The 24,829-nt window shown below is 32.8% G+C and carries 28 protein-coding genes; 5 read left to right on the forward strand and 23 right to left on the reverse strand.

Annotated elements, in window-relative coordinates; all coding sequences use genetic code 11:
- Nucleotide 1 precedes the first annotated feature (1 nt).
- On the reverse strand, nucleotides 2–547 hold the full coding sequence (locus BANVL01_RS03455) for a hypothetical protein (protein WP_066089866.1): 546 nt from the start codon (nucleotides 545–547) through the stop codon (nucleotides 2–4).
- A gap of 66 nt (nucleotides 548–613) precedes the next feature.
- Here BANVL01_RS03455 and BANVL01_RS27650 point away from each other — a divergent pair, with 66 nt between their 5' ends.
- The gene (locus tag BANVL01_RS27650; protein ID WP_156487449.1) at nucleotides 614–808 is read left to right on the forward strand and encodes a hypothetical protein; all 195 of its coding nucleotides are present in this window, start codon (nucleotides 614–616) and stop codon (nucleotides 806–808) included.
- A gap of 62 nt (nucleotides 809–870) precedes the next feature.
- On the opposite strand, the gene BANVL01_RS03460 is transcribed toward BANVL01_RS27650, so the two are convergent.
- Nucleotides 871–1,383 (reverse strand): hypothetical protein, encoded by a 513-nt coding sequence (locus BANVL01_RS03460; protein WP_066089869.1) that lies wholly within the window; start codon nucleotides 1,381–1,383, stop codon nucleotides 871–873.
- Nucleotides 1,384–1,550: 167 nt separating this feature from the next.
- On the opposite strand from BANVL01_RS03460, the gene BANVL01_RS03465 reads away from it, so the two are divergent.
- Nucleotides 1,551–1,733, forward strand: coding sequence for a hypothetical protein (locus BANVL01_RS03465; protein WP_066089872.1), 183 nt, complete (start codon nucleotides 1,551–1,553; stop codon nucleotides 1,731–1,733).
- 23 nt (nucleotides 1,734–1,756) lie between these two features.
- Here the strand turns inward: BANVL01_RS03465 and BANVL01_RS03470 are convergent, their stop codons facing one another.
- The 10 genes from BANVL01_RS03470 to BANVL01_RS03520 form a co-directional block, all read right to left on the reverse strand.
- A complete protein-coding gene (locus BANVL01_RS03470; RefSeq protein ID WP_066089875.1) occupies nucleotides 1,757–2,038 on the reverse strand; it encodes a colicin immunity domain-containing protein in 282 nt (93 codons plus the stop codon).
- Between the two features lie 194 nt (nucleotides 2,039–2,232).
- Complete coding sequence (locus BANVL01_RS03475; RefSeq protein WP_066089878.1) at nucleotides 2,233–2,526, reverse strand: hypothetical protein; 294 nt, start codon at nucleotides 2,524–2,526, stop codon at nucleotides 2,233–2,235.
- Between the two features lie 878 nt (nucleotides 2,527–3,404).
- Entirely contained in the window at nucleotides 3,405–3,902 is a 498-nt protein-coding gene (locus BANVL01_RS03485; RefSeq protein WP_066089883.1) for a DUF7674 family protein, read from the reverse strand.
- An 861-nt stretch (nucleotides 3,903–4,763) separates the two neighbouring features.
- The gene (locus BANVL01_RS03490; RefSeq protein ID WP_066089887.1) at nucleotides 4,764–5,177 is read right to left on the reverse strand and encodes a hypothetical protein; all 414 of its coding nucleotides are present in this window, start codon (nucleotides 5,175–5,177) and stop codon (nucleotides 4,764–4,766) included.
- A 481-nt stretch (nucleotides 5,178–5,658) separates the two neighbouring features.
- Entirely contained in the window at nucleotides 5,659–6,948 is a 1,290-nt protein-coding gene (locus tag BANVL01_RS03495) for an IS110 family RNA-guided transposase (protein ID WP_066089890.1), read from the reverse strand.
- Between the two features lie 404 nt (nucleotides 6,949–7,352).
- On the reverse strand, nucleotides 7,353–8,258 hold the full coding sequence (locus BANVL01_RS03500; protein WP_066089893.1) for an ABC transporter permease subunit: 906 nt from the start codon (nucleotides 8,256–8,258) through the stop codon (nucleotides 7,353–7,355).
- Nucleotides 8,251–9,153, reverse strand: a complete 903-nt coding sequence (locus BANVL01_RS03505; protein ID WP_066089896.1) for an ABC transporter permease subunit — start codon at nucleotides 9,151–9,153, stop codon at nucleotides 8,251–8,253. Before BANVL01_RS03505 ends, BANVL01_RS03500 begins: the two co-directional genes overlap by 8 nt.
- Before the next feature lie 363 nt (nucleotides 9,154–9,516).
- A complete protein-coding gene (locus BANVL01_RS03510; protein ID WP_066089899.1) occupies nucleotides 9,517–10,338 on the reverse strand; it encodes an Imm26 family immunity protein in 822 nt (273 codons plus the stop codon).
- Nucleotides 10,339–10,488: 150 nt separating this feature from the next.
- Entirely contained in the window at nucleotides 10,489–10,965 is a 477-nt protein-coding gene (locus tag BANVL01_RS03515) for a hypothetical protein (RefSeq protein ID WP_066147700.1), read from the reverse strand.
- A gap of 1,027 nt (nucleotides 10,966–11,992) precedes the next feature.
- Nucleotides 11,993–12,310 carry a hypothetical protein gene (locus tag BANVL01_RS03520; protein WP_066089902.1) on the reverse strand — a complete coding sequence of 106 codons (318 nt, stop codon included), beginning with the start codon at nucleotides 12,308–12,310 and terminating at the stop codon, nucleotides 11,993–11,995.
- A 375-nt stretch (nucleotides 12,311–12,685) separates the two neighbouring features.
- Between BANVL01_RS03520 and BANVL01_RS03525 the strand changes: the two genes are divergently transcribed.
- Both BANVL01_RS03525 and BANVL01_RS03535 read left to right on the forward strand, forming a co-directional pair.
- Nucleotides 12,686–13,225: a hypothetical protein gene (locus BANVL01_RS03525; RefSeq protein ID WP_066089905.1), complete on the forward strand. Its 540-nt coding sequence runs from the start codon at nucleotides 12,686–12,688 to the stop codon at nucleotides 13,223–13,225.
- Nucleotides 13,226–14,261: 1,036 nt separating this feature from the next.
- Nucleotides 14,262–14,864: a hypothetical protein gene (locus BANVL01_RS03535; protein ID WP_066089909.1), complete on the forward strand. Its 603-nt coding sequence runs from the start codon at nucleotides 14,262–14,264 to the stop codon at nucleotides 14,862–14,864.
- An 894-nt stretch (nucleotides 14,865–15,758) separates the two neighbouring features.
- Here BANVL01_RS03535 and BANVL01_RS03540 read toward each other — a convergent pair.
- The 5 genes from BANVL01_RS03540 to BANVL01_RS03560 all read right to left on the reverse strand — a co-directional run bounded on the left by BANVL01_RS03540 (nucleotide 15,759) and on the right by BANVL01_RS03560 (nucleotide 18,953).
- Nucleotides 15,759–16,250, reverse strand: coding sequence for a DUF4367 domain-containing protein (locus BANVL01_RS03540; protein WP_066089912.1), 492 nt, complete (start codon nucleotides 16,248–16,250; stop codon nucleotides 15,759–15,761).
- 145 nt (nucleotides 16,251–16,395) lie between these two features.
- Nucleotides 16,396–16,872 (reverse strand): GNAT family N-acetyltransferase, encoded by a 477-nt coding sequence (locus BANVL01_RS03545; protein ID WP_066089915.1) that lies wholly within the window; start codon nucleotides 16,870–16,872, stop codon nucleotides 16,396–16,398.
- 234 nt (nucleotides 16,873–17,106) lie between these two features.
- The gene (locus BANVL01_RS03550) at nucleotides 17,107–17,352 is read right to left on the reverse strand and encodes a hypothetical protein (RefSeq protein WP_066089918.1); all 246 of its coding nucleotides are present in this window, start codon (nucleotides 17,350–17,352) and stop codon (nucleotides 17,107–17,109) included.
- A 206-nt stretch (nucleotides 17,353–17,558) separates the two neighbouring features.
- A complete protein-coding gene (locus BANVL01_RS03555) occupies nucleotides 17,559–18,068 on the reverse strand; it encodes a hypothetical protein (RefSeq protein ID WP_066089919.1) in 510 nt (169 codons plus the stop codon).
- 162 nt (nucleotides 18,069–18,230) lie between these two features.
- On the reverse strand, nucleotides 18,231–18,953 hold the full coding sequence (locus tag BANVL01_RS03560; protein WP_235845479.1) for an alpha/beta fold hydrolase: 723 nt from the start codon (nucleotides 18,951–18,953) through the stop codon (nucleotides 18,231–18,233).
- Nucleotides 18,954–19,112: 159 nt separating this feature from the next.
- Between BANVL01_RS03560 and BANVL01_RS03565 the strand changes: the two genes are divergently transcribed.
- On the forward strand, nucleotides 19,113–19,952 hold the full coding sequence (locus tag BANVL01_RS03565; RefSeq protein ID WP_066089922.1) for a tyrosine-type recombinase/integrase: 840 nt from the start codon (nucleotides 19,113–19,115) through the stop codon (nucleotides 19,950–19,952).
- Nucleotides 19,953–20,011: 59 nt separating this feature from the next.
- Here BANVL01_RS03565 and BANVL01_RS03570 read toward each other — a convergent pair whose 3' ends face one another.
- The 6 genes from BANVL01_RS03570 to BANVL01_RS03595 all read right to left on the reverse strand — a co-directional run bounded on the left by BANVL01_RS03570 (nucleotide 20,012) and on the right by BANVL01_RS03595 (nucleotide 24,362).
- A complete protein-coding gene (locus BANVL01_RS03570) occupies nucleotides 20,012–20,251 on the reverse strand; it encodes a hypothetical protein (RefSeq protein ID WP_066089925.1) in 240 nt (79 codons plus the stop codon).
- Between the two features lie 308 nt (nucleotides 20,252–20,559).
- A complete protein-coding gene (locus BANVL01_RS03575) occupies nucleotides 20,560–21,474 on the reverse strand; it encodes a hypothetical protein (protein WP_066089927.1) in 915 nt (304 codons plus the stop codon).
- Nucleotides 21,475–21,493: 19 nt separating this feature from the next.
- The gene (locus BANVL01_RS03580; protein WP_156487450.1) at nucleotides 21,494–21,985 is read right to left on the reverse strand and encodes a DUF6932 family protein; all 492 of its coding nucleotides are present in this window, start codon (nucleotides 21,983–21,985) and stop codon (nucleotides 21,494–21,496) included.
- Nucleotides 21,986–22,348: 363 nt separating this feature from the next.
- Nucleotides 22,349–23,308, reverse strand: a complete 960-nt coding sequence (locus BANVL01_RS03585) for a DUF4179 domain-containing protein (RefSeq protein WP_066074826.1) — start codon at nucleotides 23,306–23,308, stop codon at nucleotides 22,349–22,351.
- Nucleotides 23,305–23,856 (reverse strand): sigma-70 family RNA polymerase sigma factor, encoded by a 552-nt coding sequence (locus BANVL01_RS03590; RefSeq protein ID WP_066074828.1) that lies wholly within the window; start codon nucleotides 23,854–23,856, stop codon nucleotides 23,305–23,307. Before BANVL01_RS03590 ends, BANVL01_RS03585 begins: the two co-directional genes overlap by 4 nt.
- A 197-nt stretch (nucleotides 23,857–24,053) precedes the next feature.
- Complete coding sequence (locus BANVL01_RS03595) at nucleotides 24,054–24,362, reverse strand: immunity protein TriTu family protein (RefSeq protein ID WP_066074831.1); 309 nt, start codon at nucleotides 24,360–24,362, stop codon at nucleotides 24,054–24,056.
- Nucleotides 24,363–24,829 lie beyond the last annotated feature (467 nt).

Genomic DNA, 24,829 nt, shown 5'->3' on the forward strand with positions numbered 1-24,829 from the left:
TTTAAATCACTCCTCTCAGTGTTGAATATTTCAAATTAAAACTTGAAGAATTCATAGTCCAAAATTTATGTAGCCATGGATTTATTTTTTGAATTATTTGGTCTAACTCCTTATTTTCTATTTCTTCTATTAACTGTTTCTTAAATAATGCTGCCATCCTGCTTGAATCATGAAAATTCGTAACACCTATTTTCCCCATTAAATGCAAATCCCCATTCTTCCCGATTACTATAACATTCTTCAATTGGTGATAGTCCAATAAATGCTTAATATCTGGCGGAGAAAAGGACGAACTATCTGGATGAGTATGTATGTGAACATATTGTTTATCTTTTTCCATTAAATCAAAATGTTCTTGTACTTTTATTTCACCATATTTTCCAGCTAATCTTCTGCCGAGTATTTCCCCACTTTGATAATTCAATAAAGTTGCATACTCAATATTATCTTTCAGGGTTTCAGACTTAAGTTCCTTCAATATATTTAATAATTGATTTTTTATGTGATTTAATCCGTGTACTTCAAAAGCAAATTCAATTGATGTCATTTTTTTAATCATCCTTTTTTAGAATAACAATATAATACTTTAATTTTTCGTCAACTTTTTCATTGAATGGAAATTGCAAACATTAAAGAGGCAGAGCATTATGACAGATTTATGGTTCAATCCTTCTTTTATTATGTTGAACTACTAAGGCTTAATTGCATTATGCAGAACCGCGAGGAAGTTAAAAAAGAAGATGATTATTTGGGCAAAGAAAAAGATAAAGCTGGTCATAATCAATTTGACCCTCTTTACCCTTTTTAGTGCATGTTTTCCTAGATGTTCATTAGTTCACTTATATGATTTCAGAAAATGCACAAATAAGTTTAGACTTTGCTAAACACTTTTAGTAATCTGTTTCTTTTAGACCAATCGTAAATATAATTCTTTATTTCTTCAACCCTTGCATCTGAATTTGTTTTACCGTTTCTTTTTCCTACCAATGAATCCATTTTCAAAATATCACCAATAATGTTTTCAGAATCAGGATATTCATAAGTATCATTATACCCTGGGTTCAACCAATGCAAATAAATATAATAATCATTTTCATGAAAATACTTCAATGTATTTAAAGCTTCTTTTTTGAATTGTATTGAACATAACACAATTTCTGGGTTATAGTTCACCTGAATAATTTCCTCAACTTTTTTCCCGCGTTCTTGCGGTGATCCATTAATGAGAAAAACATTGGTGTATTCACAATTCTGTCCAACTTCGAGTCTTCTTTCTGACTTTTGAGCAGTTCTAATGTTCTTATCATTAAATAGTTTTTTCCATGTTTCTGATTTCCCAGAATTCCTATGCCCGATGACTGCTACCAATAACTTTTTTGCCATGACCTTCCTCCTAATACATTATAGTACTACTCTATGATTTATTTATTTAATAAAGAACACTTTATTATGGAATGACATTTTCAAATATATAACTAATAAAAACTCATCGTAATCTGGTATAATATTAGAAAAGTTTACAAAAATATCTATTTTTTAGGAGGATAGACATGCTTGCTAAGCCGTCGCCAAGTGGGATTGAAAATATAGATCAATTACTAGAAAAGCTTTTAAGAGGAAAAAGAAATGAGCTTGAAGCTTTTTTAACAGGAGTCAAGATTAATGAAAGATTACTTGGTACAGAGTCAAAGTTAATTTTGTTATGCTTTTTTCTGGGTTTTGACCTTTTTTAATTTTCATGGGAGTTGAATAAAGTTTATGGGTTATTCAAAAAACTATTTAATTTAACCAACGCTTCACTTACTTCCTTTCTTAGTTGTTGTTCGGATATTTCAAAGGCAGTTTCTTCTCCAGGGAGGCATTCGTGCCAATAACAATCAACTGCTTCAAAAACTCCGTTTAAGATTTCGAATAGCGTGTTATCCATTCTTTCTGTCTCATTTTTAAATGTATTTAGATAACCACGTTCGAAATCCTTAACAGTAATTTCTTCATTAATAAAATCCTCCATTAACCTCTTATACTTATAAGCAAACATTTTTTTACCTCTTTTATTAATTTTCTTTCAATCAATTCTAATGATATTCCTTATTCAAGTAAAGTCCCGTTACTTGAATAAGAAAAAGGCTTAACTCCATATAAAAGTAAAGCACCCGTTTGTTTAAGTATATTCCTTCACAATCTTTTATATAAGGGATGCTGCCACGTTTGTTCAATAAGGAGTTTCAGTCGTTAATTCATATGGACAATCACACCCATAGTCAATGCCAAAACAATCGCTCCAACAATAAAAGCAGCTATATGTAATATAATCTTGTATCTCAACTTAGTTGTTTTTAGAGAAAAATATAATTTAAAAACAAAAAACAGAATAACCAAATTTATAGATGACTCAAATAAAGCTGGAAGAAGCCTATTATTAATAGAGAAGGTTGGGTCATATACATACTCTCTAAACACAATATCATTCGCAATACCCATATATGTTAGTATGACTTGATAAATGAAAAACTTAAGGTTGTTCATTTTATTAACCTCGTATTCAGAACCACTAAAATTCTTTCGTCGATTTCATAATTTGTCAGTTTCAATTCAACACCTCTTGGCTGGATTTCAATAATGTACCGTATACTTTAATTACATTTTACTATATATCCCCAATTTTTCAGTGAACTCTTATTGAACTAAACTGTCCGTTAGCGTGAGTACATTTTTTCACAAACTTCATTTCATCTTAACATATATATCCAATTATAACGTACATTCAAGCATTTTTGTAAGACAATTTGTATATCAAATTAAGGGTAAAATTGTAGGGGTACAACAGCCATTGTACCCCTACAATTTGGGGTGCATTTTCCTATACAAATTTTTATGTAATTTCCGCACAAATGGCATTTGTATTTGCTCATTCAAATAGAGCCACCTCGATCACGAAATCGTAAGTCACTCAATTTCCAGTTTGAGCACGCCATGATTTGGAGTGAGAGGTATGATAGGCTCACTGCCGACTCGAAACACCTTGGTGTCTCGGCTTTCGAGCAAAATCATACCTCTGGAGGCTCCATGTCAAGGCATTCCAGATTTTCCAGTATCAAAAGGACAAGTGGTTCACTTTTTGATGATCGGAGTGGCTCAAAATGCAGTTAGCAAAAACAGCATTATACCAATAAAAGATGAGTGTCAATTTTATATGCAAATTGGCACTCATTTTAACATACATTTTTAATGTTTGTGATAGGAAACGAAACCCGATAGTAATTAGGTAACGGGTTTACTTGTGGGGTGCAAAAGAGTAAATCGCAATTAATATCTAACTATTAATCGCAATTGTTTCACCTATGAATTCACAATATAATTCACAGAAAAAAGGCTTGGATTTTTCTCCAAGCCTTGTTACATAATTATTTGTATTTTTTACCATTCTTGGCATCTCTCCGTTGTTTCTTTGTTCGTTTTTTCGAGGATTCCAATGATGTATTCAACTGGGGGCTTTTGGGTCTTTCATTGAATAACTTCCCTGACCAAAAATCAAAAAGATAGTTCCACCACTGCAAAGACTCTGGTTTCAAATATTTAACAAAAAAATCGTGCTCCTGTTTGTCAGTGAGGCTAAGGTGAATATCTTCCAAAAGTCCAATCGTTGCCAATTCTTTAACAAATTCATCACCTTGTATGTGTAAAAGCTCGATCACTTCAAAAACAGCTTCGAATTCTTCAGTTTCGTTAAGTTTATATATTTCAATTATATGATTAGCAAAATCAGCAACATCTATATAAAGTAATTGCTCATCCCCATCTTCATAATTTTCTTCTAAATATTTTTCCCATCTTTCAGAGTATGAAGGACAAGCACTTAATAACAGACCCATAACTTGTTCTTTTGTTATTCCCTTTTCCAACCTTATCACCTCTTTATATTAGAACTATATTAACATAAATAACTAAATCCTTTATAAAAAATATAATCACTCCGTTCAGTGGGAGTGATTTATTTAAATTACAATATATCATTTAGCGAGAATTGTTTATTTGTAAGTCCCAGTTGTTGAGCAAGAGTTATTCCTCCGTTCTAAAAATTCACATATGAATTCACACTATTAATCACAACGAATTCACATACCCTACAATAATTATTTCCATACCTGCGATTTATTCTGCGATTTGGGGTATGAATTAGTTGAAGAATTACCTACGAACATTGATATGACAACAAAAAAACACATTAGAATTCATATGCGAATTCCAATGTGTTTTAGGCTGTGTTTTGACTGTTTGCACCTCTGAAGTAAACCCGTTAGTAATTAGCACGGTGTTTTTTGTGTATTTATTATTATTTCTTATTTCACTAAAGCTACCCGTTAGCCATCCATGAAGCGCAAAAATCAGCGCTTCACCACAGAGAATGAAAATTGGTTTCTAGGTCGATAATGTTTTAATGGCTGGCGAAGAAGGTCGTTGAACTATGGTGCCTTTGAGCCCATCCGTTAGTCTGACTCCGACGACCACGGTGTACCACCGACTGTCGCGCCCTTTATGGGTAGCACTCATGGGAGATTAATCCTTTTTTGGTCGTCGCGCTAGCCTCTACTTTATTTGCTATAATTGGAGGTTTTTTTTTAACGATTTACCAAACTCAATCAGATCACTCATAAGGCTCAGCCTTTTTTTAAAAAAGTAATTTTCTGGGTCTATTTCTGTATGCTCTTTTTTAGTTTTTAGACTATTTTAATTTTCATGGGAGTTGAATAAGAACTTTATTTTTATAATGTTCTTTTTAAGATAAATCGTGGTGGTGCCCCATATACTTGTTCCGCTTGAAAATACGCTAATTTACCGTGTGTACAAGAAATAAATGAAGGCATTCCATACCATATCAATTCTTCTATGGCAGTTGTAAGAGGAAACTCTTTACCATCTAATGAATGCCAAGATATTACATAACAATTTTTACTTGCACCGTGTACCTTCAATAAATTTACTATTTCTTCTGGGTCAGAATTAGGTTTGGGGATTTCAATCATAAATTCATTACGAAGAGTATCTAAATAATTGTGATTCAGTCTTTCAATTGCATCCTGCCGTTTTTTTGACGAAGATAATTCAAACAACACTCTCTGCTGAATCCTTTTATTAAAGAATGACTTAACGATAATTTCTTCAATTTCTTTATTCATCCCAACCCCTCCCATAAACTAATGTTACCTTAAAACACCATATGTGACGAGTGATTCTTATTAAACTAAACTCCCTCTATATAGAAAGGAAAATCTCTCGATTTCTCTTGTTTTCTCCAAATTACGTAGTAGTCTGTTTTAAGATTCATTTGTAGCTTGGAATAAAGGTGTATTCAAGGATAATTTTGGGGACAAACTGAAAAAACGACTTATAGCTATCAAACCACCCTTATCCAAAAGATGGATAACTAGTTAAAGTATGGTCGCACTGGTGGATCTCCACATTTCTCATGGAGGTTAACCCTCCCATATCTCACAGAGTCTTTGCTCCAAAATTCCTTCGTCCAACCTTTCCATGAGGTGGATGTCAGTCATGCTGCCCGACAGGGTCCTTGCCCGTATTTTAGTTGATTTACTGACTAATCCGTGCTTCAAATGTGTAAAACAATTAACCTAGTAATTAATATCAATCAAAAGAAATTTAAGCTGCTATCTGTAATGATGCTGCCATATGAGGAATGTCCCTTAACATACGTTCCTCACTAAAGTCACACTGCTTTTTACCGATGGTAAACAAAATACGTATGAGCTTATTACATATTGCAATTAGCGATTGCATCTTCTTCAAAGGATTATCTGGGCGTTTTGTAAAATACTCATGTAATGCTTTAAAAGCAGTATTTTTAGCGACCAAAGGCATTGCAACTCGAAAGAGGAGAGCTCTTAATGTCTTCCTACCTCTCTTGGTAATTTTGGTTTGTCCTTTATGCTTTCCAGATGTATTTTCCTTAAGACTAAGCCCAGCTAGTTTGATAATCTGTCTTGGGTGAGAATAGTAACTTAGGTCTCCTACCTCTGAAAAAAAGCCTGCAATCGTGTCTTTCCCTATTCCCTTAATAGCCAACATTTGTTCAACACCTGGAATTTGTTCAAGAAGTTTATCTATGTTAGATTCCAGTTCTTCGAACTTTTCATTTATTAGTTCATATTTGTCTATTAAAGTGCGAAGCTCTAACTTAGCCATATCAGAACCTTCCCGAATGCCAATTGAAGCAACTGCAACCTTCTTTAGTTCTTTTATTTTACTGAGTCCCACTGCACGTTTAACAGCTTTTCGAAGATGTACTAGTATCTCTTGTTCAGAGAGAGCTACTAACTCATGTGGCAATAAATTTAGTTTTAATAATTGTATAGCAGATTTACCTTCCCAATCTTTAAAGACGGTAAGGAACTCTGGAAAATAGCGGTCTATCCAATTATGGACTTGCCCTTGAACTGCTTGAAGATCAACAGATAGGAGATCACGTATTTTTCTAGCCACACGAAGTTCTGCAAATACTCCTTGTGGAATATTAGGTTCAGCATATCTCCCGTCTTTGACCAATTGTGCGATAACTCTTGCATCCTTTACATCATTTTTAGTTGGAGAATTATCATCTAACTCTTTACTTTTCTTTACATGCATAGGATTTACAACTACAAACTTGATATTTTTCCCCTTAAGGAAGTGAGCTAAATTAAGCCAATAGTGACCTGTCGGCTCCATTCCTACGATCACCTTTTCCATATTGTTTTGATCCATTAACTTTTTTATCCACTCTATGAAACAGTTAAAGCTAGAATCTGTATTTTCAAAGTATAAAGGTGCTGAAAATTCTAAACCTCTAAAGTCTTGGGCTCTTGCCACATGCTTGTATTTAGCAATATCAACACCTATAATTAATGTTTGAGAAGTAATTTTAGCAATCTTTTCATTTTGGTTATAATTCATTTGAATAGCCTCCTGGTATATGTGTTTGTTGTCCTTTTTGCCGCCAAGCTTTGGACACTTATATCATACCAAGGGGCTTTTTTATGTTCAAACCTCATATTTCTTCATTACAGGAATGCTGCCCGTTACTTGAAGAAGAAAAAAAGCGATGTTGAAAGACAACAAAGTCGGGTACTGGACAACAAAGTCAGGTACTCGACAACAAAGTTGGGTACTGAACAAGAAAGTCGGGTACTGACATTTATAATTGTTGTTCGGCATAACTCATTATGTAGTAAAATGTTTTTAAATTTTTGACCTGTTCCTATTTTGGCTCAGGTCTTTATTGTGGAAATAAAAAAGGGCAGCTAGATCTTCATAGCTGCAAATTTTTAAAAATAATTTATCTTTCTTTTAAAAATAATTTATCTATCATATATTTTTTCTAATTGCATAATCATAATATTTAATAACAGAATTAAACCTATCACGGCAAGTGCAGGATATATTAGAAGCCAAGGGAAATGAACCATATCAAGTATGCTTTGACCAATCATCCCGCCCCATTCACTTGAATTGGATAGATACTTGTTATCTTCTCCAATTATTCCACCTTTTACTTTTCCTCCAATGAATATTTGGAACACACCTAGATGAATTAATAAGATGATAGTAGCAATTGTTTGTTGTATAAATACAATAAACAACCGCCTTTTGAAAACAGGGAAAATTTGTTTTCTTACTAAATGAAATTTATTTGCTCCAAGTAATCTTGACGCGACAACATAGTCTTTATTTAATAATTGTTCATATTCCTTTATCAATAGAAAAAGCAAAGGAGGAAATCCAATTAAAGAAACGATGATGATCTGATAAAAAATCAGAAAGTATTCTCCATGTGCGTTAATGATAATTTCTTCTTCTTTTGCTAAAAGGATAAATAGAATGAAAGCAGGAACATAAAGAAATGGCGTTAAAAATGTTTCAATATAAGGCTTTATCTTCTTTAAATAAAACAATATAGCGAAACTGCAAACAATTCCTATCATCAATCTTAAAAGGGTGACGATGGCTGATATGAAAAATGTGTATTTAAAGCCATTTATCAATTTGAATAGGAAGTCATTTCCGTTTTTATCCGTTCCCAATGGATGTTCAATAGATGATGGAAATGGAGGTCTTAAAACCTTACCTTCCGAAGTATAGATAAGTCTTTCAGGTTCAACTGAATTCTTCATTCCAAATTCAACTATAAAACTAGCTGATAGAAAGAGTAAGAAAACACTGAAAATAATAAATAAAATAATTTTGGACCAATTAACCTTATTCATTTAATACTCTCCTTTCATAAATTCTGAAAAAAGCAGCCCGCATTAAACCAAAAGGTATTAATATCAAAATGATTGCAACAGAAGATAAACTGCTGTCATTAACTCTATACAAGAGTGATGTAAAACCTTGCATTTGAAACAGGTATTCAATAACAAATAAGGATGATAACATATACCAGTAAATCAAGCCGATATGACTAAATATCGATTTTATTACGTTCCGAACAACATGTTTAATGAATACAGTGGATCGCGATAAACCTTTAGCAATAGCAAATTCTACATACTGTTCTTCTATTTCTTCTTCAAAAATCTTAATCATGATTTTGACGACCATTACGATTGGAACGAAACTTAAGCATATGATTGGAAGAAGATAAACGTTATCTCTAAGTCCATACAATTGGAGGACTTTAAATCCTGTTGCCTGATAGAGACGGATAACAAGTAATTGACTTGCTAGAATAATAATTATATCGGGTATGGAATCCATTATAAGTAATATTCCTTCGAACAACCGCTTAAAACGTTTAGAAAAGAAATGGAACACATACGAAATAAGGAAGGATACAAGAATAGTTATAATTATGGCATAAAATAAAATGCTCATTGTGTAAATATATTTATCAATAATATAAGGAAACACGTCGTATTCTTTACCCATGTAAAAAAATTTAGAATCGTATATGGAAAATAATCGGATGAATGTGATAAAAATTTCTTTTAAAAAATTTATTGGATAAAACCCAAAACTATGAGAAAAACCAGCACTGTCCCTCAAATAAACTAATGAGCGTAAGGAAGTAATGCTACTCACACTTATTAACAATAGTATAATTTTAATCGAAACCTTTAAAATATTTATATATAAACTCTTTGCTAAACCTTTCTTCATTTCAACCTCACTTTCGGAATAGTGTTTCCTGATATCAATTTAAAAAAAGAATTCTATTGCCTTAATTAAAAGTATAACAATTACTTCGCAATAATTGTTAAATAATTCCGAACTCCTAGTTAAAAGAAGCGGCAATTTATTTTATTATCTGTGACAGTCGAGTACCCGACTTTGTTGTTACGCATGAAAAAAGTCGGTACCCGACATTCTTTTTTATAAAGTGTAAAATCGGACGTATTAATGCGGGTTTCAGCGTTTCATAGTACCCGACTTTGTTGTCATTAAACAAGCGACCTTCGTTATTGAAGTATCGCACCCGTTACTTTAAGTACATTTCTTCACAATCTTACTTGTTAAAAATTTTTACTCCCATTTTCTTTCTTTTCGATAAAGCTTCCTTTCGGATAACGATAAAACCTTAGCAGTCGAAGGACGTTTAATAGTTGGTAACAGAATTTGGTCAAAATAATCCTCTTCAGCAAATACGTTCCAAGGTGTAACTCCGTAAAAGGCGTTTGCTAAATCTTCAAGGATACCACTTGAAAAACTAATGGCACCAATACAATCGGTACCGTTGAATTTTTTAGGGACGTCCTCCTTTTGATTGCTTACATTCATATTACCAATCACCTTCCAACGGTGACTATCTAATGAATTTGGTGTTAATGATAGTATCGAAATAAAGGGATTACTCATAATTTCTTCTAAAGTAGGGATTTCGGTTTTATTAATATCAAATAAGCCACAAACAGGGTGTGTATAGCTTTTCCAAACTATCTGTCCAAAGGCATATGTACCATTCTCAAGAGGGATTTGGCATATATCTCCCACTTTCCATTTTTGCTTCTTGGGTCTTTTATGTGAGAGTAATTGATTTTTGGCAATGCCTATTTCTTGTTCGGCTAAGCTCACCTTAGCAATTTCATTTATAACCAAGGCTATCTCTAGAATCAATTCAGCATTGGTCGTTCGAATAATAACCGCACTTGATTCGTAATCAAAACCAATACGCTTATATATATTTGGTTCAACCTTTTCTCTAATGGCTTTGCGTAGAAGTTTTAATGCTTCATTATTCGTTTCCAAATTAAACAGTTCTGCTAAATCATCATCAATAAAGAAATACGAAGTTGAGGCATCGGGTAGTAGGATTTCTATTTTTCCTAATTTGCAAGTCAATTCCATAATGTATCCTTTAACTCCTTTAAAGGTCTTTTAATTATTGAGTTATTCTCTATTCCTTATTGTAAATCCTTCTTCAGCTAACCTGCCCGTTACTTGAATAAGAAAAAAGCAATCCTTTTTTGAAGAATCGCACCCGTTACTTGAAGTAATTCAACTGTGCATAGATAAAAATTCTTTAATAATTGAAGTCAAATCCTTATTAACATTGGGTAAATTAAGGACATTTTTTAATACATTTAAATAATATTTCTTTTGCACTCCTTCGCACCCATTTACTACTCTATTTAGCATCCAAACTGTGTGAGAAGTTGGAAACCTTTCTATTGATTGAACTAACTTTTCTTCATAACCATTTCCATAAAATTGTTCAACAAAGTGTACTAGTGGACCTGGTAATCCAAAATCAATATCTGGATTTTGTTCTATCAGCTTAAGAATAGGTTCAACAACATCAAAAGCATTTTCATAACTTTCGATTTCTTCAGTAACATCATAAGCAATATCAATAAAGTCTTCACTACGAACAGAATTATTTAGAATTTCTAATTGGTTATTTAATCTGCTATCCATATAATCACCTCTATAAATATGAATTATATCTCCAATTCTACCATCTTTCTTCTTCATACAGATAGGTAGGGCTTTGAAGTTATCGCCACCTTTCCCCCTGTTCACACCGTACGTGCGACTTTCACCGCATACGGCGTTCCAACTAATCCAATTCGATTTAATCATCGACACTTTAGAAATCGTAGCCCCTTCCGTGTCTCAATTCCTCCGTTTTAATAAGTCGGTGCCTCCCGTAGGAGGTGAACCTCTATTAGTCTCACAAGAACCTTATTAACCGATAAAGATTTGCCTTACATGATTAAATGATTCTTCATTAGTCTAGTGGCTATCCCTCCAGGCTGATTAGACCTTTCATTGGTATTGTGCCACCACTTTCACTGACATAAAGACAAGTTATACAATAACTAATGTCATTATTGCTTTCCTTGCCAACGCTTCTTCGGGAGTAAGCCCTCCACGTTATCAGCTTACAACGTTGAATTATATCTATTATAGAATGAACTAAGGTGCTTCCTGTAAGCCTGTTAGCATTCATACGCCTGTAACGTATCATGGATTTTCATATTAGTTATTTTTACTCACCCACATCTAACCTCACAATTTGGTGATATACACATTTCTATGTATCGCAGGTATAGACCCGTACATTCAGAAGTTCGTCAGCTTAACCTTTTCTTTTAGGTTTATTTTGCATTCTCACCATATTCATTCAACTCAAGCATCATGATTTACACCACCCCATCGGGTAGGCTTTCGTCAGCTTAACCTGTTACGGTAAATTCTCACGCCTTTTTGCCGAGCTTATAACACTATCATTCTTACTAAATCCAGTGCAATTCGACTAAGAGAGAACCCTTCAGGACGTTACCCCATCATTTGATTCTTCGATATAATCCTTCAGTTCCGACAGGAACTGTCTAGCCTTTACCTGAGTATTGTGACCAATCTCAATTTAAGCTAGAAACATTTCGCACCACTAACCTGCACCGTTACTTGAAGAAGAAAAAAAGCGACCTTCGTTATTGAAGTATCGCTACCCGTTACTTTAAGAAGGTTTACTCCGCAACCGTACCCTTTAGCAGTATTAAATTATTGCATAAAACACTAATAATAATCCTGGGATAATCATAATTAAAGACAAATTCCTACCCAATTTGGCTCCAAGGTTGCTTTTGTACTTATGACCCAGTATTAATGCGGGTATAAAGAAGATAAGTGAATAAATTATCGTATAATGTGTTCCCATTTCGCCGTTTGACCAAGGGTTTAACCCTAGGAACCTTAATATGGTATCTCCAAGAGCCTCGGTATTTTTCCATGAAAAAGAAAACAGTATCCCAAACATAAGTAGCAATAATGAAATCGAGCCCATCCCAATTTTCTTATTTTGACTATCTTTCAAGTTCAGCCCCCCATTTAAACTCTTATTCTCCAAGTTGGTCCGTTTGTTGAACAAAAGTTATGCAATTCTTTACCCGTATTTTACCATAAATATAATTAATTCCTTCTTGCACTAACCTGCCCCGATAGTTTAAGTACAATATTTCACAAATCTTTCATACGAAAAAAGAAAGAAGGCGACCTCCTTATTGAAGTATCGCACCCGTTAGTTTAAGTGCAAACTTTCACAAACTTACGTGATACAACGAAAAAATAAAATTCATTGATTATTAAATAAAATAACAATTTACATTTTTTTACACATATACTAAAATATAATTAAGCAAAAAATTTTTTAGTAAAAAATAATTTATTATAGGGAAAGGAGAATTTTAAAATGAGTCTATTAGATATTTATCTGCAAAAGAACGGGAAAAAACGATACGATGTATTTAAAGAAACTGGAATCAGTCAGCAAATGCTTTCAAGTGTTAATAAAAAAAGTGTCAATCATTATTCAGTCAAAACAATTCAAGCTATTGCGAAAACAGTAGAGAAAAGTGAAGGAACTGTGCTAGATGAATTAATACAATTAGAGAAGGAAAATGCTTATTTCGAAGTTTATAATGCTGAAGATTTACTATTAGCCTTTAGAAATAAGGAAGAATATATTCTAATCAAAGGCGAATACAAAAAAGAAATGGATGAATTAGCGAAGTCACAACTTTCTGATACAGAAACATTAGGTTGGGAATTAGGGGCAGTATGGTCAGGTGGATTAGTAACTGTGTCGACAGAAGTAATTTTGCACTTAGTAGATTTATTCAGTAGTAAAGATGATGACAAAAAGAAAATTGAAAGCCAAGTTCGTAAGTATAAGTTTAAAAAAATAAATGAAAATGAAATCTTATTGTATTTACGTCAATTAGATTATTAGGAGTTTAAGAAGAAGTGACACTGCGGGATAGTTGTTAGTAAAAGAAAAGTGACTGGAAGAAGAATCCTGCCAACTAAAGAATGTTTAGATAGCTGGAATTACAAATAAATCTATCCTTGGAGAATCCCTCTTGGATGGATTTATTTGTTTATTGGCTAATAAATATATCCCCGTTCTTAAACAAAACTGCCACGTTAGCTCAACAAGAAGAGGGATCGCCGTAGCGGTCCCCATCTTAAACTCTTGCACCCGTTAGCTTGATAATTCTTTTTTCCATTTGCTATAAGTATAAAATAATGTAATTCCCGTAACCGCCAAAATAAATGTAATAATATCAATAGATAAAAATAATGAAAGTTTATCTGAAAGTAAAACCCATATTATTAATGTGATAACTAAAGGAACTTGCACTAAATTCCAAAGAAACTTCTTTTTATAGGACCATTTCCAATAAATCAAACGTTACACACCCTTTCAATATTTAATTAGCATTTCCTCTTAGTATTTCTTTTTTTATTATACCATAAATACCCAACTCGTTTTTTCATCTAACCTGCCAAGTTAGTTTCACAACAAAAGAAAAAGGACTTCCGAAAACAGCCCATTTGTTGTGAAACTAAAGCACCCGATAGTTGAAGTGTAATCTTTCACAACCTTAATGGATAATGACACCATTTAAATGGGTTATACCCAGTTCCGTTTGAATTGTTTATACTTTGTGTAAACGTAACATATATAAATCGAATTAATCCCCGCTCAACAGCTTGGCATTAAGGATAAACAGTTTACGCTGAATGATATTTTGTATTTCAAATAAAATGTCCCTTAAAAATCGAGGGGCATTTTTCAGTAGGAAAAATAAAATGTTTGCCTAATACATTTAAAGGAAATTTATCTTTAATTTTTAATATTTTGTAAAAAAGAAAATTTGTTGTGTTATTATTTAAATATACAGAAAAGTATCGAAGGTTTTTCAATCTAATGGTAAATTAATTCATAAAATTAGTACATTAAATAATATATAAGGTGGAATAAAATGAGCAACTTAATAGTTAAAACTGAAAAAGGACCTTCTCTTCTCGTTTGGACGATTATATTATTTTTTAGCAGTCCCATTACACCATTTTTATTGCTTGGTCTAATACAAGATTCTATTTATCACGACCGCCGTTCGCAATGGTTTTTCATAGCACCTCCTTCAGCCTATATTGCCTGTTTAATAGCTATAATCTGGATTCCGATAGTTTTAACGTTACATTTAATCATTCAATACAAATATGAGTTCAAGAAAATGAAATGGGTTACGCTGTTTCTAATTTTTTTGAGCATTCCCGTTTTATTGGGAGGCATAACGAATTATTACTATTTCGATGAAAAAGGAGTCCATTACAATTCCTTAAACACGCTCAATGAAAAAACTAATGAGTGGTCGCATCTTCAAGAAGTGAAAATAGTTTATTCAAAAAATGAAGCGACAAATGTCATCGATTTAAATGAGTATCAATTTATAACAGATGATAATAAAGTAATAACCGTACCTATCAGTGGGGAATTTAAGGCATATGAAAATCTAATATTAGCAAAACTTAAAGAAAATAATGTAAAAGTCACAGATAATTTTGCGGAACAAAATGAATAATCAATCCATCCTAAACGGGACTTTCCTCTAATTAGGAAACAAAATATTTTTAAATTAAAAGGGCTTGGAATCCAAGCTCTTTTCTTGTGAATTAATATGTGTTTTCTATTGCACTTCACTTAAACTAACCTCCCGTTACTTTAATTAGAAAAAAAGGTGCATTCCTTTTTCAAAAGAAACCACCTTTGGTTTAATAAAAAATTCAATTATCATTTTTTTAAATTATCTACTTTTTCCTCTATCCTTTTTAGACGTTCATCTCGTTTCTTTGACGATCGTACGAATAGGACAATAAGAACAATAAAAGCCACTGGTATGAGTATTGAAAATAACTGAAAAATGATGTCCCAATATTTATCATTTTTTATTCCTCCACTAAATCTTTAAAAAAATTCTAACATTTATTTTAATTTTCATCGTTCAAGCAACTGCATCGTTACGAAGAAGAAAAGGGTAATATCGTTGTTCCAGTAAAGCCCCCGTTAGCTTAAGTACATTTCTTCACAATATCATTTAAGTGAGTAATAAACCTTCTAGTTATTCCGAAGAAACAATGGAAAGTAACCCCATTCATTGATAAAATAAATACATAAAATTTGGAGGTATTATATGTCAACTTTAGTTTTCCTCATTATTCTTATTCTAATAAGTATTTTTCTTATTTATCGTTATAACAAGTTGCCTAACCCTCTAATAACCTTTTTTGTCGTATTTGCAATTATGTGTATTATTTACGCATTACCAAGTATTCTGATGCTTATTTCAAAGACATTATAAAAGTTCCTTTGTTGCACAGTAGATTTCAAATACGCATTAAGCGTTTTTTCCTCTTCAACTCCTATACTTGAATAACGAAATGAAAAAAGACTGCCGAAACAGTCCATTTGTTGTGATTTAATAAAGGTAATTCATCGACCTTGCAATTTCTAACATTTTTTCTTTCGGTAATCTTGAACTATTCATTTCTACATAAGTACCATCTTGTACCCAATTAAGTAAGCCACCAGTAATGGTGTCACCATTTTTATCAATTTCACCACTTTCTATCCATTTCTGAAAATAACCTTTTTTTCCATTAATATCAACTTGCTGAGAATGAGGAAAATCTTCATCGGATAATGGAAATCCTCTTCTTAAATGAATAGCGACCATCAATTTGGTATCCTTGCTGTCCATATAATGTAGCATTATCCAAGGGGATGTTTTGGTATCTAATGTCCAATCAATAGGTATCTTTTTGGGAGTTAACACTGTAAAGTCAACTTCCTTCGTTATTTCTGAAATAGTTTTGCTGTTGTGATTATACTTAATTTCTTTAGCCGTACTTAACATTGGGCAACTATTTAATAGGATTATAAATATGATTAGACGAAAAAGAAGTGCCATTTTTTAACCTCAATTCGAATTGAATCTTCTGTCAACAGTATCCCCATTTTGTCACTTCTTATTAAACTATCCTGCTGTTACTTGAAGAAGAAAAAGGCGACCATTCTTATTGAAGAATCGCACCTGTTAGTTCAACAAGTAAGCCTCATAATAGTTTGATTTCCATCTTTCTCGCTTGGGTTTTCATTCCCATAGCTTCGTAAAACTTAATCGCCTGCTCATTAAATTCCCAAACACCAAGCTCTAAACTTGTTGCACCAACCTCTTTTGTAAACTCTAAGGCTTTATTAAAAAGTAATTTTCCTAAACCTTCACCTCTAAATTTTTCTGTAACACCAAGGTCTTCCATAAAAACGTATTCCTTCTTTACCACAGTTTCTCGGTGAGCCGTTTGATACTTTCTTAAAAATGTAAATGCTATGATTTTTACATCATTTTCAATGATGTAAATTATAGAGTCCTTATCATCAACTAATGACTTAAAATAATTAAAATCTAATGTGTTATTTGTTGGATTATATTTATCTGGTCTACCCTTAACGTGTAGGTCGTGAACCTCTTTATGTATTGGCTTTATTTTCTCAAAATGATTAAGGCTAGCAACTCTTATTTCATAATCCATTTTACCCCTCCTTTTAATTACCTAATTTTAGCATATTTTAAAGTTCTTATTGCACTAACCTGCCCCGTTACTTCAATAAGAAAAGATGACCGCAGCCGTTACGATCCTTGTTAAACTCTAGCCCCCGTTACTTTAAGTACATTTGTTCACAAACTTATTACAGGATTGCTGCTACGTTTATTTAATCCTTGAAAAAATGCATTGACCCCCATCAGAACAGCACATCCCTAGATTTCATTTATTTTTATGATTAGAATTCAGTAATTCTGCCTCTATTTCTTCTTCTGACACAAATACCTCTTCATTGTTTTGGCTATTACTTTTAGGAATTAGCAATAAAATGCCCAAGATTAACACAATTAAAATTAGACAAACAGAAATAGTATGCAACCCTTGCCCTTCCGCCACAGCAACTTGCAATACAATTGAGGCTGCCAACAGTGATAAACTAATTATTAAAAGTCCAAATAACCTGTACATAACATCCCCCTTTCAATTTCTAGTTAAGTCGTTATTGATATTTTATTCTAGAAAATAATTAGTTTTTCCTTCAACTAACCTCACCCGTTAGCCATCCTTGAAGCCCTACTTCACCACAAAAAATGGAAGAAACTATTGTTCTTAAATGGTAGTATAGGAAGCGAATATTCCACTTGAAGAATCGCACCCGTTAGCACAGGTATATGTTAATTTAATGGGGATTCAATCTTTTCATTTAATTCCTCTGCTTGTTTCATAAAAGAATCCATATTTGCACTGATTGTTATATTTAATCCTAATCCTACCTCACGAAGTATTTCCCTCAGCTTTTCAAAATTCTTTTTATCTTCATCAGTTACATCAGCAAAGCTATATAATTTATCATTCGGATATTGTGTTAATTTTGAATGCAGGTGCGACAATGTTTTCTTATCACTTTCTGAAAGTGTCCCTAATTGTTCCCCAGTAGTCATGCCAAGCCAAATTCCATTTAATACATCCCCCAATTCAGTTGTCACCAAATTCGGTTCTGACCAATCATTATCAATCTGATGTGCAATTAAACCTTCTAATTCCACTAAATTATTCTGTACTTCTGTGACAAGAACTTGCTCTTTAACAAAATTCATCTTGATAATTCCCCAAGCCACAATTGCGACGAGCAATATATTCAAACCAATTGAAATTATGAATAGCAACTTCCTTTTTTTACTCAATTTTATTCCCCCTTTAAGATGACTTTACTATAAAACCCCATATTACTTATTGAAGTATTCTGCCTGTTACTTGAAGAAGAAAAAAGCGACCTTCGTTATTGAAGTATCGCACCCGTTAATTAACTAAAGAAAGAAGGAGAGAGCATCAATGTTGAAGTAAAATCATTTGAATTTTTTTATAAAATCTCCAAGAACTTCTCCTAATTTATTTTGCTTGGTAAGCCAAATATAATGCTCAGCCCCTTTCAATTCAATGTACTTAGAAATATTAATAAGGTTTGAAATTTGTTTAATTGACCAAGATGGTCGAATATCATTTTCGGCGTAGATAAACAGAGAGGGTAATTCAAGATGTGAGATGTCTTTTAACAAGTTAGGATTTTTTATATAATGCCTCCAAGAATCAATTAGTGAACGGTGGACAATCTTATTATCCTCGTATTCAAAGTCTGGAATTACTTCTCCCATTTCTGCTTTGTTACGATTGTAAGCGTTCTTCCAATCCCGATCATTTTGAATTCCAGTTCCAGATATAGAAACATACCCTAAGATAGAATGAGAATATATAAGAGAGTATGCAAGTCCTAAATCTGCACCCCAAGAGTGACCAATTACGACCCACTTTTCAATCCCATATTCACATCGAATTCTTTCTATGTCTTGAAGACATATTTTTAAGTCGTACCCCTCTCCATCATAAGTGGAGCGACCACAGCCTCTTGGGTCAAACATAATAACCTTACAAAAATTTTCTATAAGAGTTGACAAAGGTTCTAAATAATTACATGTTCCAGGTCCTCCGCTGATTAAAATAACAGGGATTCCGTCTCCCCTTTTTTTAGTCCAAAGCATAGCATTTTCTACTTCAATGAATTTTTCAACCAAAAATACCACCCTTTATTACAAAGTTTTAATATATTAATTCTACTAATATTTCTAAACCTTCTGCTACTAAACTGACCGATAGTTCAATACCTTACGTTTCCAATTCAACAATCAAGGCAATAATTCCTCCAATATAACCGAAAAAAGGAGGATATTATTTTGTTATTATCAAAAACCTGGGAATTATATGAATCGGATAAAAAGATTGAAGGATTCTCCACTCAGACATTAAAAGCATATAAGCTCCAATCTAAGCTACTTATCCAATACTTTAACGATGTAAATATTGAATTATTGACGACTGATCGGCTGAAAGAATACTTGGCAAAATCAAGCGAACACCTAAAGCCATCAAGTTTGGCTCATCGAATTCGATTTATTAAATCGATATTTCGTTGGTCACACGAGGAAGGGCATATCCCGAAAAATCCAGCTGCGAAAATCAAAGAACCTAAACAAGGAAAACGGATTCCAAAATTTTTAACAGAAAGAGAAATAGAACATTTGAGGGAAGCGTGCATTACGCCAATGGAAAAGGCATTATTTGAATTTATGTTTTCAACGGGTTGTAGAATAGGGAAAATTGTTTCTCTTGATAAAAATTGTATTAATTGGTCGAATCGATCAGCTATTGTCCTTGGAAAGGGTGATAAGGAAAGGGAGGTCTACTTTAATATACGGTGTGAAATATGGCTCAAGCGATACTTAGACCTTCGCCAGGATAAAGACCCAGCAATTTTTGTTACTGAACGGCACCCACATAGAATGAGTATTGGACAAATGAGATATATCATAAAACGAATATCAAGTCGGGCAGGGATCAACAAAGAAATTCATCCACACCAGCTACGCCACAGCTATGCTACACACCTATTGAACAACGGAGCTCCCATTGATGTTATTCAAAGTTTACTGGGACACGAAAAAAGCGAGACCACCAGAATTTATGCTCAGCTAAGTGGAAGCGTTAGAAGAGAAATTTACAGAAAGTATTTTTAAAAATGGATGGCAAAAGGCAACGGATACTCCACTGCCTTTTCACTATCACACCCGTTAGCTTAATAAACGCCTGCTGAAGCTATCATTGCTATGCTCCACACAATAAGAGTGAAAGATATTGTAAGCCAAGCAGTATTGACCGTAGTTTTTTCTTCGTTTTTTACCTTTTTCAATATAGAAACCAAATTCAAACAAAATATAACGCACAAGATAGGCATTAAAAGCCATCCTATGTATAGAAAGGCAATAATCACATTCTCCATATTTTTCCTCATTTGTAGTTTTTTATCATTGTTCAACTAAACTGCCCCGTTAATGCAATAAGAAACGTATTCCTGTTTCTACAATAATTGCTAAAACCGAAGTGATGAATATACCCATTACTACATATTTCTTTGCTCTATTCTTATAATTAGAGTCCATAAAATATCTTATTATGTAAAAGACTATAAAGATAGAAAGTATTTTAAAATAGTCCATTCAATTCACTCCTTAATATCCTTCTTGTTTCGACATTTTCCATTAAATATCCTTCTTTTTGTTAAACTAAACTGCCAGTTAGCTCAATAAGAAAGCCCCTCATTGCCAAAGAGGGGCTTTCTTAAATTTAAACTTTTTCGGTTGAATTCAAAAAATAACTTTCTTTTTGTTCACCAGTCGCAGTATTTTCGATAATTTTTTTGGTAAGGTTAAACTTATATTTCTCATTAATGGTTAATCCCATTTTGAAAACTTCGGCAGTAGTCTTCCCTTTTAGAGTTTGACCAGTATCCAAAATAATTGCGAAGGAATTATTGGTGGAACTAGCCGATACTAATTCTCCAGAAACCATTAGCGGTTCTAATATTTCTTTTGTTTTTATGGATTCTAATTGTTGTGTAGCTTTTCTAATTTTTTCTTTATTTAGCACTACTGCTTTGTTGTTCTGGTTATTAAAATATTCAAATTCTACATTTCCCTTTTCCAACTCTTGAAACCAATTTCGCAAGATGTTAAATGTCCTATTACCATATTCTTCTGCTATATCGGTATAATCCTCTCGTTTTTCCATTTCATCAAAAAGTTGAGTCAATTGATCTAATGCAGCTAAATCATGACTTGCCATAATTGGGTTATTACTTTTTAAATTAAGGTGTAGTCTAAAAGAACCAGCCGAGGTAGCATTAAGAATTAATTCACTAGATTCAATTATCTCCTTTGGAATCATTCCACGGTTGTTCCCCTTACCAAAAAAAGTATTGTAAATACTTGTAAAAACTCTTTGAATTCCTGATGAAACTAAATTCAACGATCTGAGACTTACTTTACCTGAGGGAAGAGGAGAGTGGATTCTGACTAATAGATCTTCTTTTTTAAGTCTTTGGTTTTGCTCAAATCTAACTATTTCATTAAAGGAAAACCTAGCAAGTTGATGATAAGGATTGCTTTCATCAAGTTTTTGTAATGACTCTTCAATATGTTCTTTTATAGGAAAATCAGACCGCAACTGTGAAGGAAAAGAAATGGATTCGAATTCGAACAATTAAATCACCTACTCTCTCTTATAAAATAAGTTCTATTATACCCTTATTTCTTGCATCTCGGTTAAACCCAAATTGACCCATCCAATATTTTGTTTCGTATTCAAAATGCCTTTTTGCGTCAATTTCGTTACTTGGTATTAAGGTGTGGTCTATACAAAAGTAGGCATCGCAGTAGTATTGTACGCCAATTGTATGAATTTTTTTTGCTTCATTTTGAAGAAATTGTAGAATATATGGAATATCATTTGGTTCGGGATTAAAGTAAAAAACCAAATCAATGTCGTTTGGATCTATTTTGTTAGTTAAAAAACTGCCGTCTAACCACAATTTAGATAACCTCTGCTTAACACCAATTGTACTAAGGATGCTTAAAAACTGTTGAAATCCTGCGAAATTCCTGGCTCTGGTTTGCGAGGTGGAGAAGTCCCTTACAAAAAAACTTTCTACATCCTGCATTGATAATCCTCTAATAATGCCACCATTCAAGTTCCCATGTTCATTGAAATTCACTTTCTATTCACATCTTTTCCCTCTAATTATATTTTTATGTATAAAAATTCCTAAATAGGTAACTTAAATGTAAAATATTTTCAACATAAAAGAAATGCATTCGACAAAAACAGTCGAAATTAGACAAATTAAATAGCCAGGAAAAGGCTGGCAGAAAGAGCAGGCGTTTACAACCTATTATATATATAATAACCCATATGTCTTTTGCATTAACCTGCACCGTTAGCATAACAAGAAAAATGACCGCCGAAGCGATCACTTCTTTAACTCTTGCACCCGTTAGCTTAAGTACATTCTTTCACAAACTGAGTTTTGTGGTTTTGAATTAAAAGTATAAATAGTGCCTTTTGTGAATTTGATAAATCATTTGTTTGATACGGGTATTTTCTGATTCTCAATTGTAATAAATGCTACATTTTTGAGGTCAATAACTTTCCTATTTGCTCTTGGTCCAGTTGAAAATACTACCCTATTATTGTTTGCCATGTAAGCATATAAATTTAAAGTCGAACCATCTTTATAAGTCACAAATGTATTGTTTCTCCAGCTATCCCAGTCTTCCCATGAATCTCGATTAATGCTTTCGGTGGAAGATAAAGTGTGGAAATTTATTTCTAGTCCTAGTGGGTCCAAACTTACTTTATCAAATTTTACATGAGCTCCATTGTGTAAAGAGAAGTTATTATTAGCAACTATCTCAAGATTTTTTACTTGTGCAGGAACTTTAAACTTGACCGACCAATTTCCATTGTATTTTTTTCCATTGTCAGTAGTGATAGAGTGAATTGAGAAGGTCATTGTTTGATTTTGCTCTCCAATTATATTCGCCAAATAAGTAATTGTTTTAGTGGCAGGATCATAGTCAAGATTATCCCATCCATAATTTGCGTGCAGTTTTGTCGTTTTACTTAATCGGTCTTCTGTTTTATCTGTTAACGTGAAGAATACCATTACATGATCAGAGGGATTGTGAATAACCGATACTAATCTCAGTTGAATTCCATCATGTTCAACTTCGCTATTCAAAACAGTACCATATTGACTAATATATGACGTTCCCCCTTCACCAAAAATCCCATGATAAATGGTAGTCAATTTATCTGAATTTGCATAACCTAACCCTGCGGAAAATAGTAAACTAGCTGCCATTGCCCCAACAATTAGTGGTTTCTTTTTAGTATGTTTCTTTTTTATCCCAGATGTTTTCTCTATAAAACGATTCATAATATTTTTATCGTTTCCCTCTGAATATGAAGGAGCATATTTAAGTAGTTCATCGATTTGGGTTTCATTCAAATCTGAAATCAATCGGTTTGTTTTCAAAACGTACCTCCCTGTTCGGCGAGCATCCTTTTTAGTTTTAATTTCCCACGGTAAAGCCTATTTTCAACTTCCTTTACATTGATGGAAATTTTTTTTGCGATTGCAGTGGGTTTTTCTGCAAGAAAATAGCGACGTATCATAATTTCTTTATCAGGTTCATCAAATGATTTAATGGCTATATAAAGTTGTTCAGATGTTTCTTTGTTTAAAACATAGTCTAGCAAATCATCATTGGAGACATGATTGGTATCGTTCAGTTCAACCGTTTTCATTTTTGTCAATTGTCGGTATTTATCTAAGGCTTTATTTCTTGCAATGGTAGCTAAGAAAGTTTTCAAAGTTCCTTTTTTCGGATTAAATGATTTTGGTCTCTCCCATAGCTTGATATAAACATCACAGATACATTCTTCAATATCCTGTGGTGTACCAACCTCATTCAAAATCCCACCAATGATAACCCATAAAAGTTTATTATATTTGCTCATGATTAATGAATAATCGTCTATCTCATGAGCTTTTAACCCTTTTAATAAAATCTCATCATCCAAGTTAGCATCCCCCCACCTGTATTCTATTAATAAACGGTTACATCATATAATACGAATAAACTCAAAAAAACACTTAAAAATATTGTCGATGGACATAAAATATTTTATCAAAAAAGTCCGTAAGTGGAACAAGAAAAAAAGACCGCTGCGGCGATCCTTCTCTTTAACTCTTGCCCCCGTTAGCACAATAAAGAATTTTAAGATTGGCTAATCAATTTTTCGATATATTCATCCAATAAATTTTCAATATCTGAATATTCAACTGTTAAATCTAAATGTTTAAAAAAGATAAGTTCAACAGATTGAATGTCCAAGATTTCCATATCAATAAAGCCTGATTTCCAAACAGTTACTCTTCCACCCCTTGTACTAGTTAGATGGTCTACAAAAATACTTGGATTTGGATTACAAGATTGAATCGATTTTGATATTAAGTCAGTTTGAATCCCCATTTTTTGCAGCTTTTCCTTGTGGTCATTAAACCACCTATAAAATAGTTCATCCATTGTTATATCACCCCTAAAACCCATTACTACTGTATATTCCACTTGATAAATTAATTCTCCTTCTCCCGCTAACCTGCTCCGTTAGTTCAATAAGAAAAAGTCGCTTGGTTTGGCAGCTGGCTCTTCGACTCAGGCATCCATTAATTGAAAAAACTTCTTAATAGACCTGTCTTTATTAAAACAAAAATAATAAGAAAAGTAGAAAAAACACCAAAAAACAAACCACTTACAAATGCAGGAAATAAATTTGAAAATTGTCTAATTATTCTTTGCATGCTCTCTTTCCTCCCATTAAATGACTAAAATTACTATATTAAGTATAATTATCTTTATATTTGTAAAATCCTTTTTTTAAATATTTCTTCTCCTTATTTCCTTTTTCAGCTAACCTGCCACGTTAGTCGAATAAGAAAAAGCTGTTAAATAATAAGTCGTTCCGTTTTGAGGTGCAAAAATGCAATTAGCAT

This window comes from Neobacillus novalis NBRC 102450, from assembly GCF_001591805.1.
Lineage (GTDB): Bacteria > Bacillota > Bacilli > Bacillales > Cytobacillaceae > Neobacillus > Neobacillus novalis.

Excerpts from the sequence above, each read along its gene's own strand:
- BANVL01_RS03500 (WP_066089893.1), bottom strand. The coding sequence starts at position 8,258 with ATGAATAAGGTTAATTGGTCCAAAATTATTTTATTTATTATTTTCAGT.
- BANVL01_RS03515 (WP_066147700.1), bottom strand. The coding sequence starts at position 10,965 with ATGAAGAAGAAAGATGGTAGAATTGGAGATATAATTCATATTTATAGA.
- BANVL01_RS03540 (WP_066089912.1), bottom strand. The coding sequence starts at position 16,250 with ATGGCACTTCTTTTTCGTCTAATCATATTTATAATCCTATTAAATAGT.
- BANVL01_RS03550 (WP_066089918.1), bottom strand. The coding sequence starts at position 17,352 with ATGTACAGGTTATTTGGACTTTTAATAATTAGTTTATCACTGTTGGCA.
- BANVL01_RS03455 (WP_066089866.1), bottom strand. The coding sequence starts at position 547 with ATGACATCAATTGAATTTGCTTTTGAAGTACACGGATTAAATCACATA.
- BANVL01_RS03475 (WP_066089878.1), bottom strand. The coding sequence starts at position 2,526 with ATGAACAACCTTAAGTTTTTCATTTATCAAGTCATACTAACATATATG.
- BANVL01_RS03535 (WP_066089909.1), top strand. The coding sequence starts at position 14,262 with ATGAGCAACTTAATAGTTAAAACTGAAAAAGGACCTTCTCTTCTCGTT.
- BANVL01_RS03545 (WP_066089915.1), bottom strand. The coding sequence starts at position 16,872 with ATGGATTATGAAATAAGAGTTGCTAGCCTTAATCATTTTGAGAAAATA.
- BANVL01_RS03470 (WP_066089875.1), bottom strand. The coding sequence starts at position 2,038 with ATGTTTGCTTATAAGTATAAGAGGTTAATGGAGGATTTTATTAATGAA.
- BANVL01_RS03595 (WP_066074831.1), bottom strand. The coding sequence starts at position 24,362 with ATGGATGAACTATTTTATAGGTGGTTTAATGACCACAAGGAAAAGCTG.
- BANVL01_RS03495 (WP_066089890.1), bottom strand. The coding sequence starts at position 6,948 with ATGAATTATAACCAAAATGAAAAGATTGCTAAAATTACTTCTCAAACA.
- BANVL01_RS03465 (WP_066089872.1), top strand. The coding sequence starts at position 1,551 with ATGCTTGCTAAGCCGTCGCCAAGTGGGATTGAAAATATAGATCAATTA.
- BANVL01_RS03460 (WP_066089869.1), bottom strand. The coding sequence starts at position 1,383 with ATGGCAAAAAAGTTATTGGTAGCAGTCATCGGGCATAGGAATTCTGGG.
- BANVL01_RS03510 (WP_066089899.1), bottom strand. The coding sequence starts at position 10,338 with ATGGAATTGACTTGCAAATTAGGAAAAATAGAAATCCTACTACCCGAT.
- BANVL01_RS03525 (WP_066089905.1), top strand. The coding sequence starts at position 12,686 with ATGAGTCTATTAGATATTTATCTGCAAAAGAACGGGAAAAAACGATAC.
- BANVL01_RS03505 (WP_066089896.1), bottom strand. The coding sequence starts at position 9,153 with ATGAAGAAAGGTTTAGCAAAGAGTTTATATATAAATATTTTAAAGGTT.
- BANVL01_RS03490 (WP_066089887.1), bottom strand. The coding sequence starts at position 5,177 with ATGAATAAAGAAATTGAAGAAATTATCGTTAAGTCATTCTTTAATAAA.
- BANVL01_RS27650 (WP_156487449.1), top strand. The coding sequence starts at position 614 with ATGGAAATTGCAAACATTAAAGAGGCAGAGCATTATGACAGATTTATG.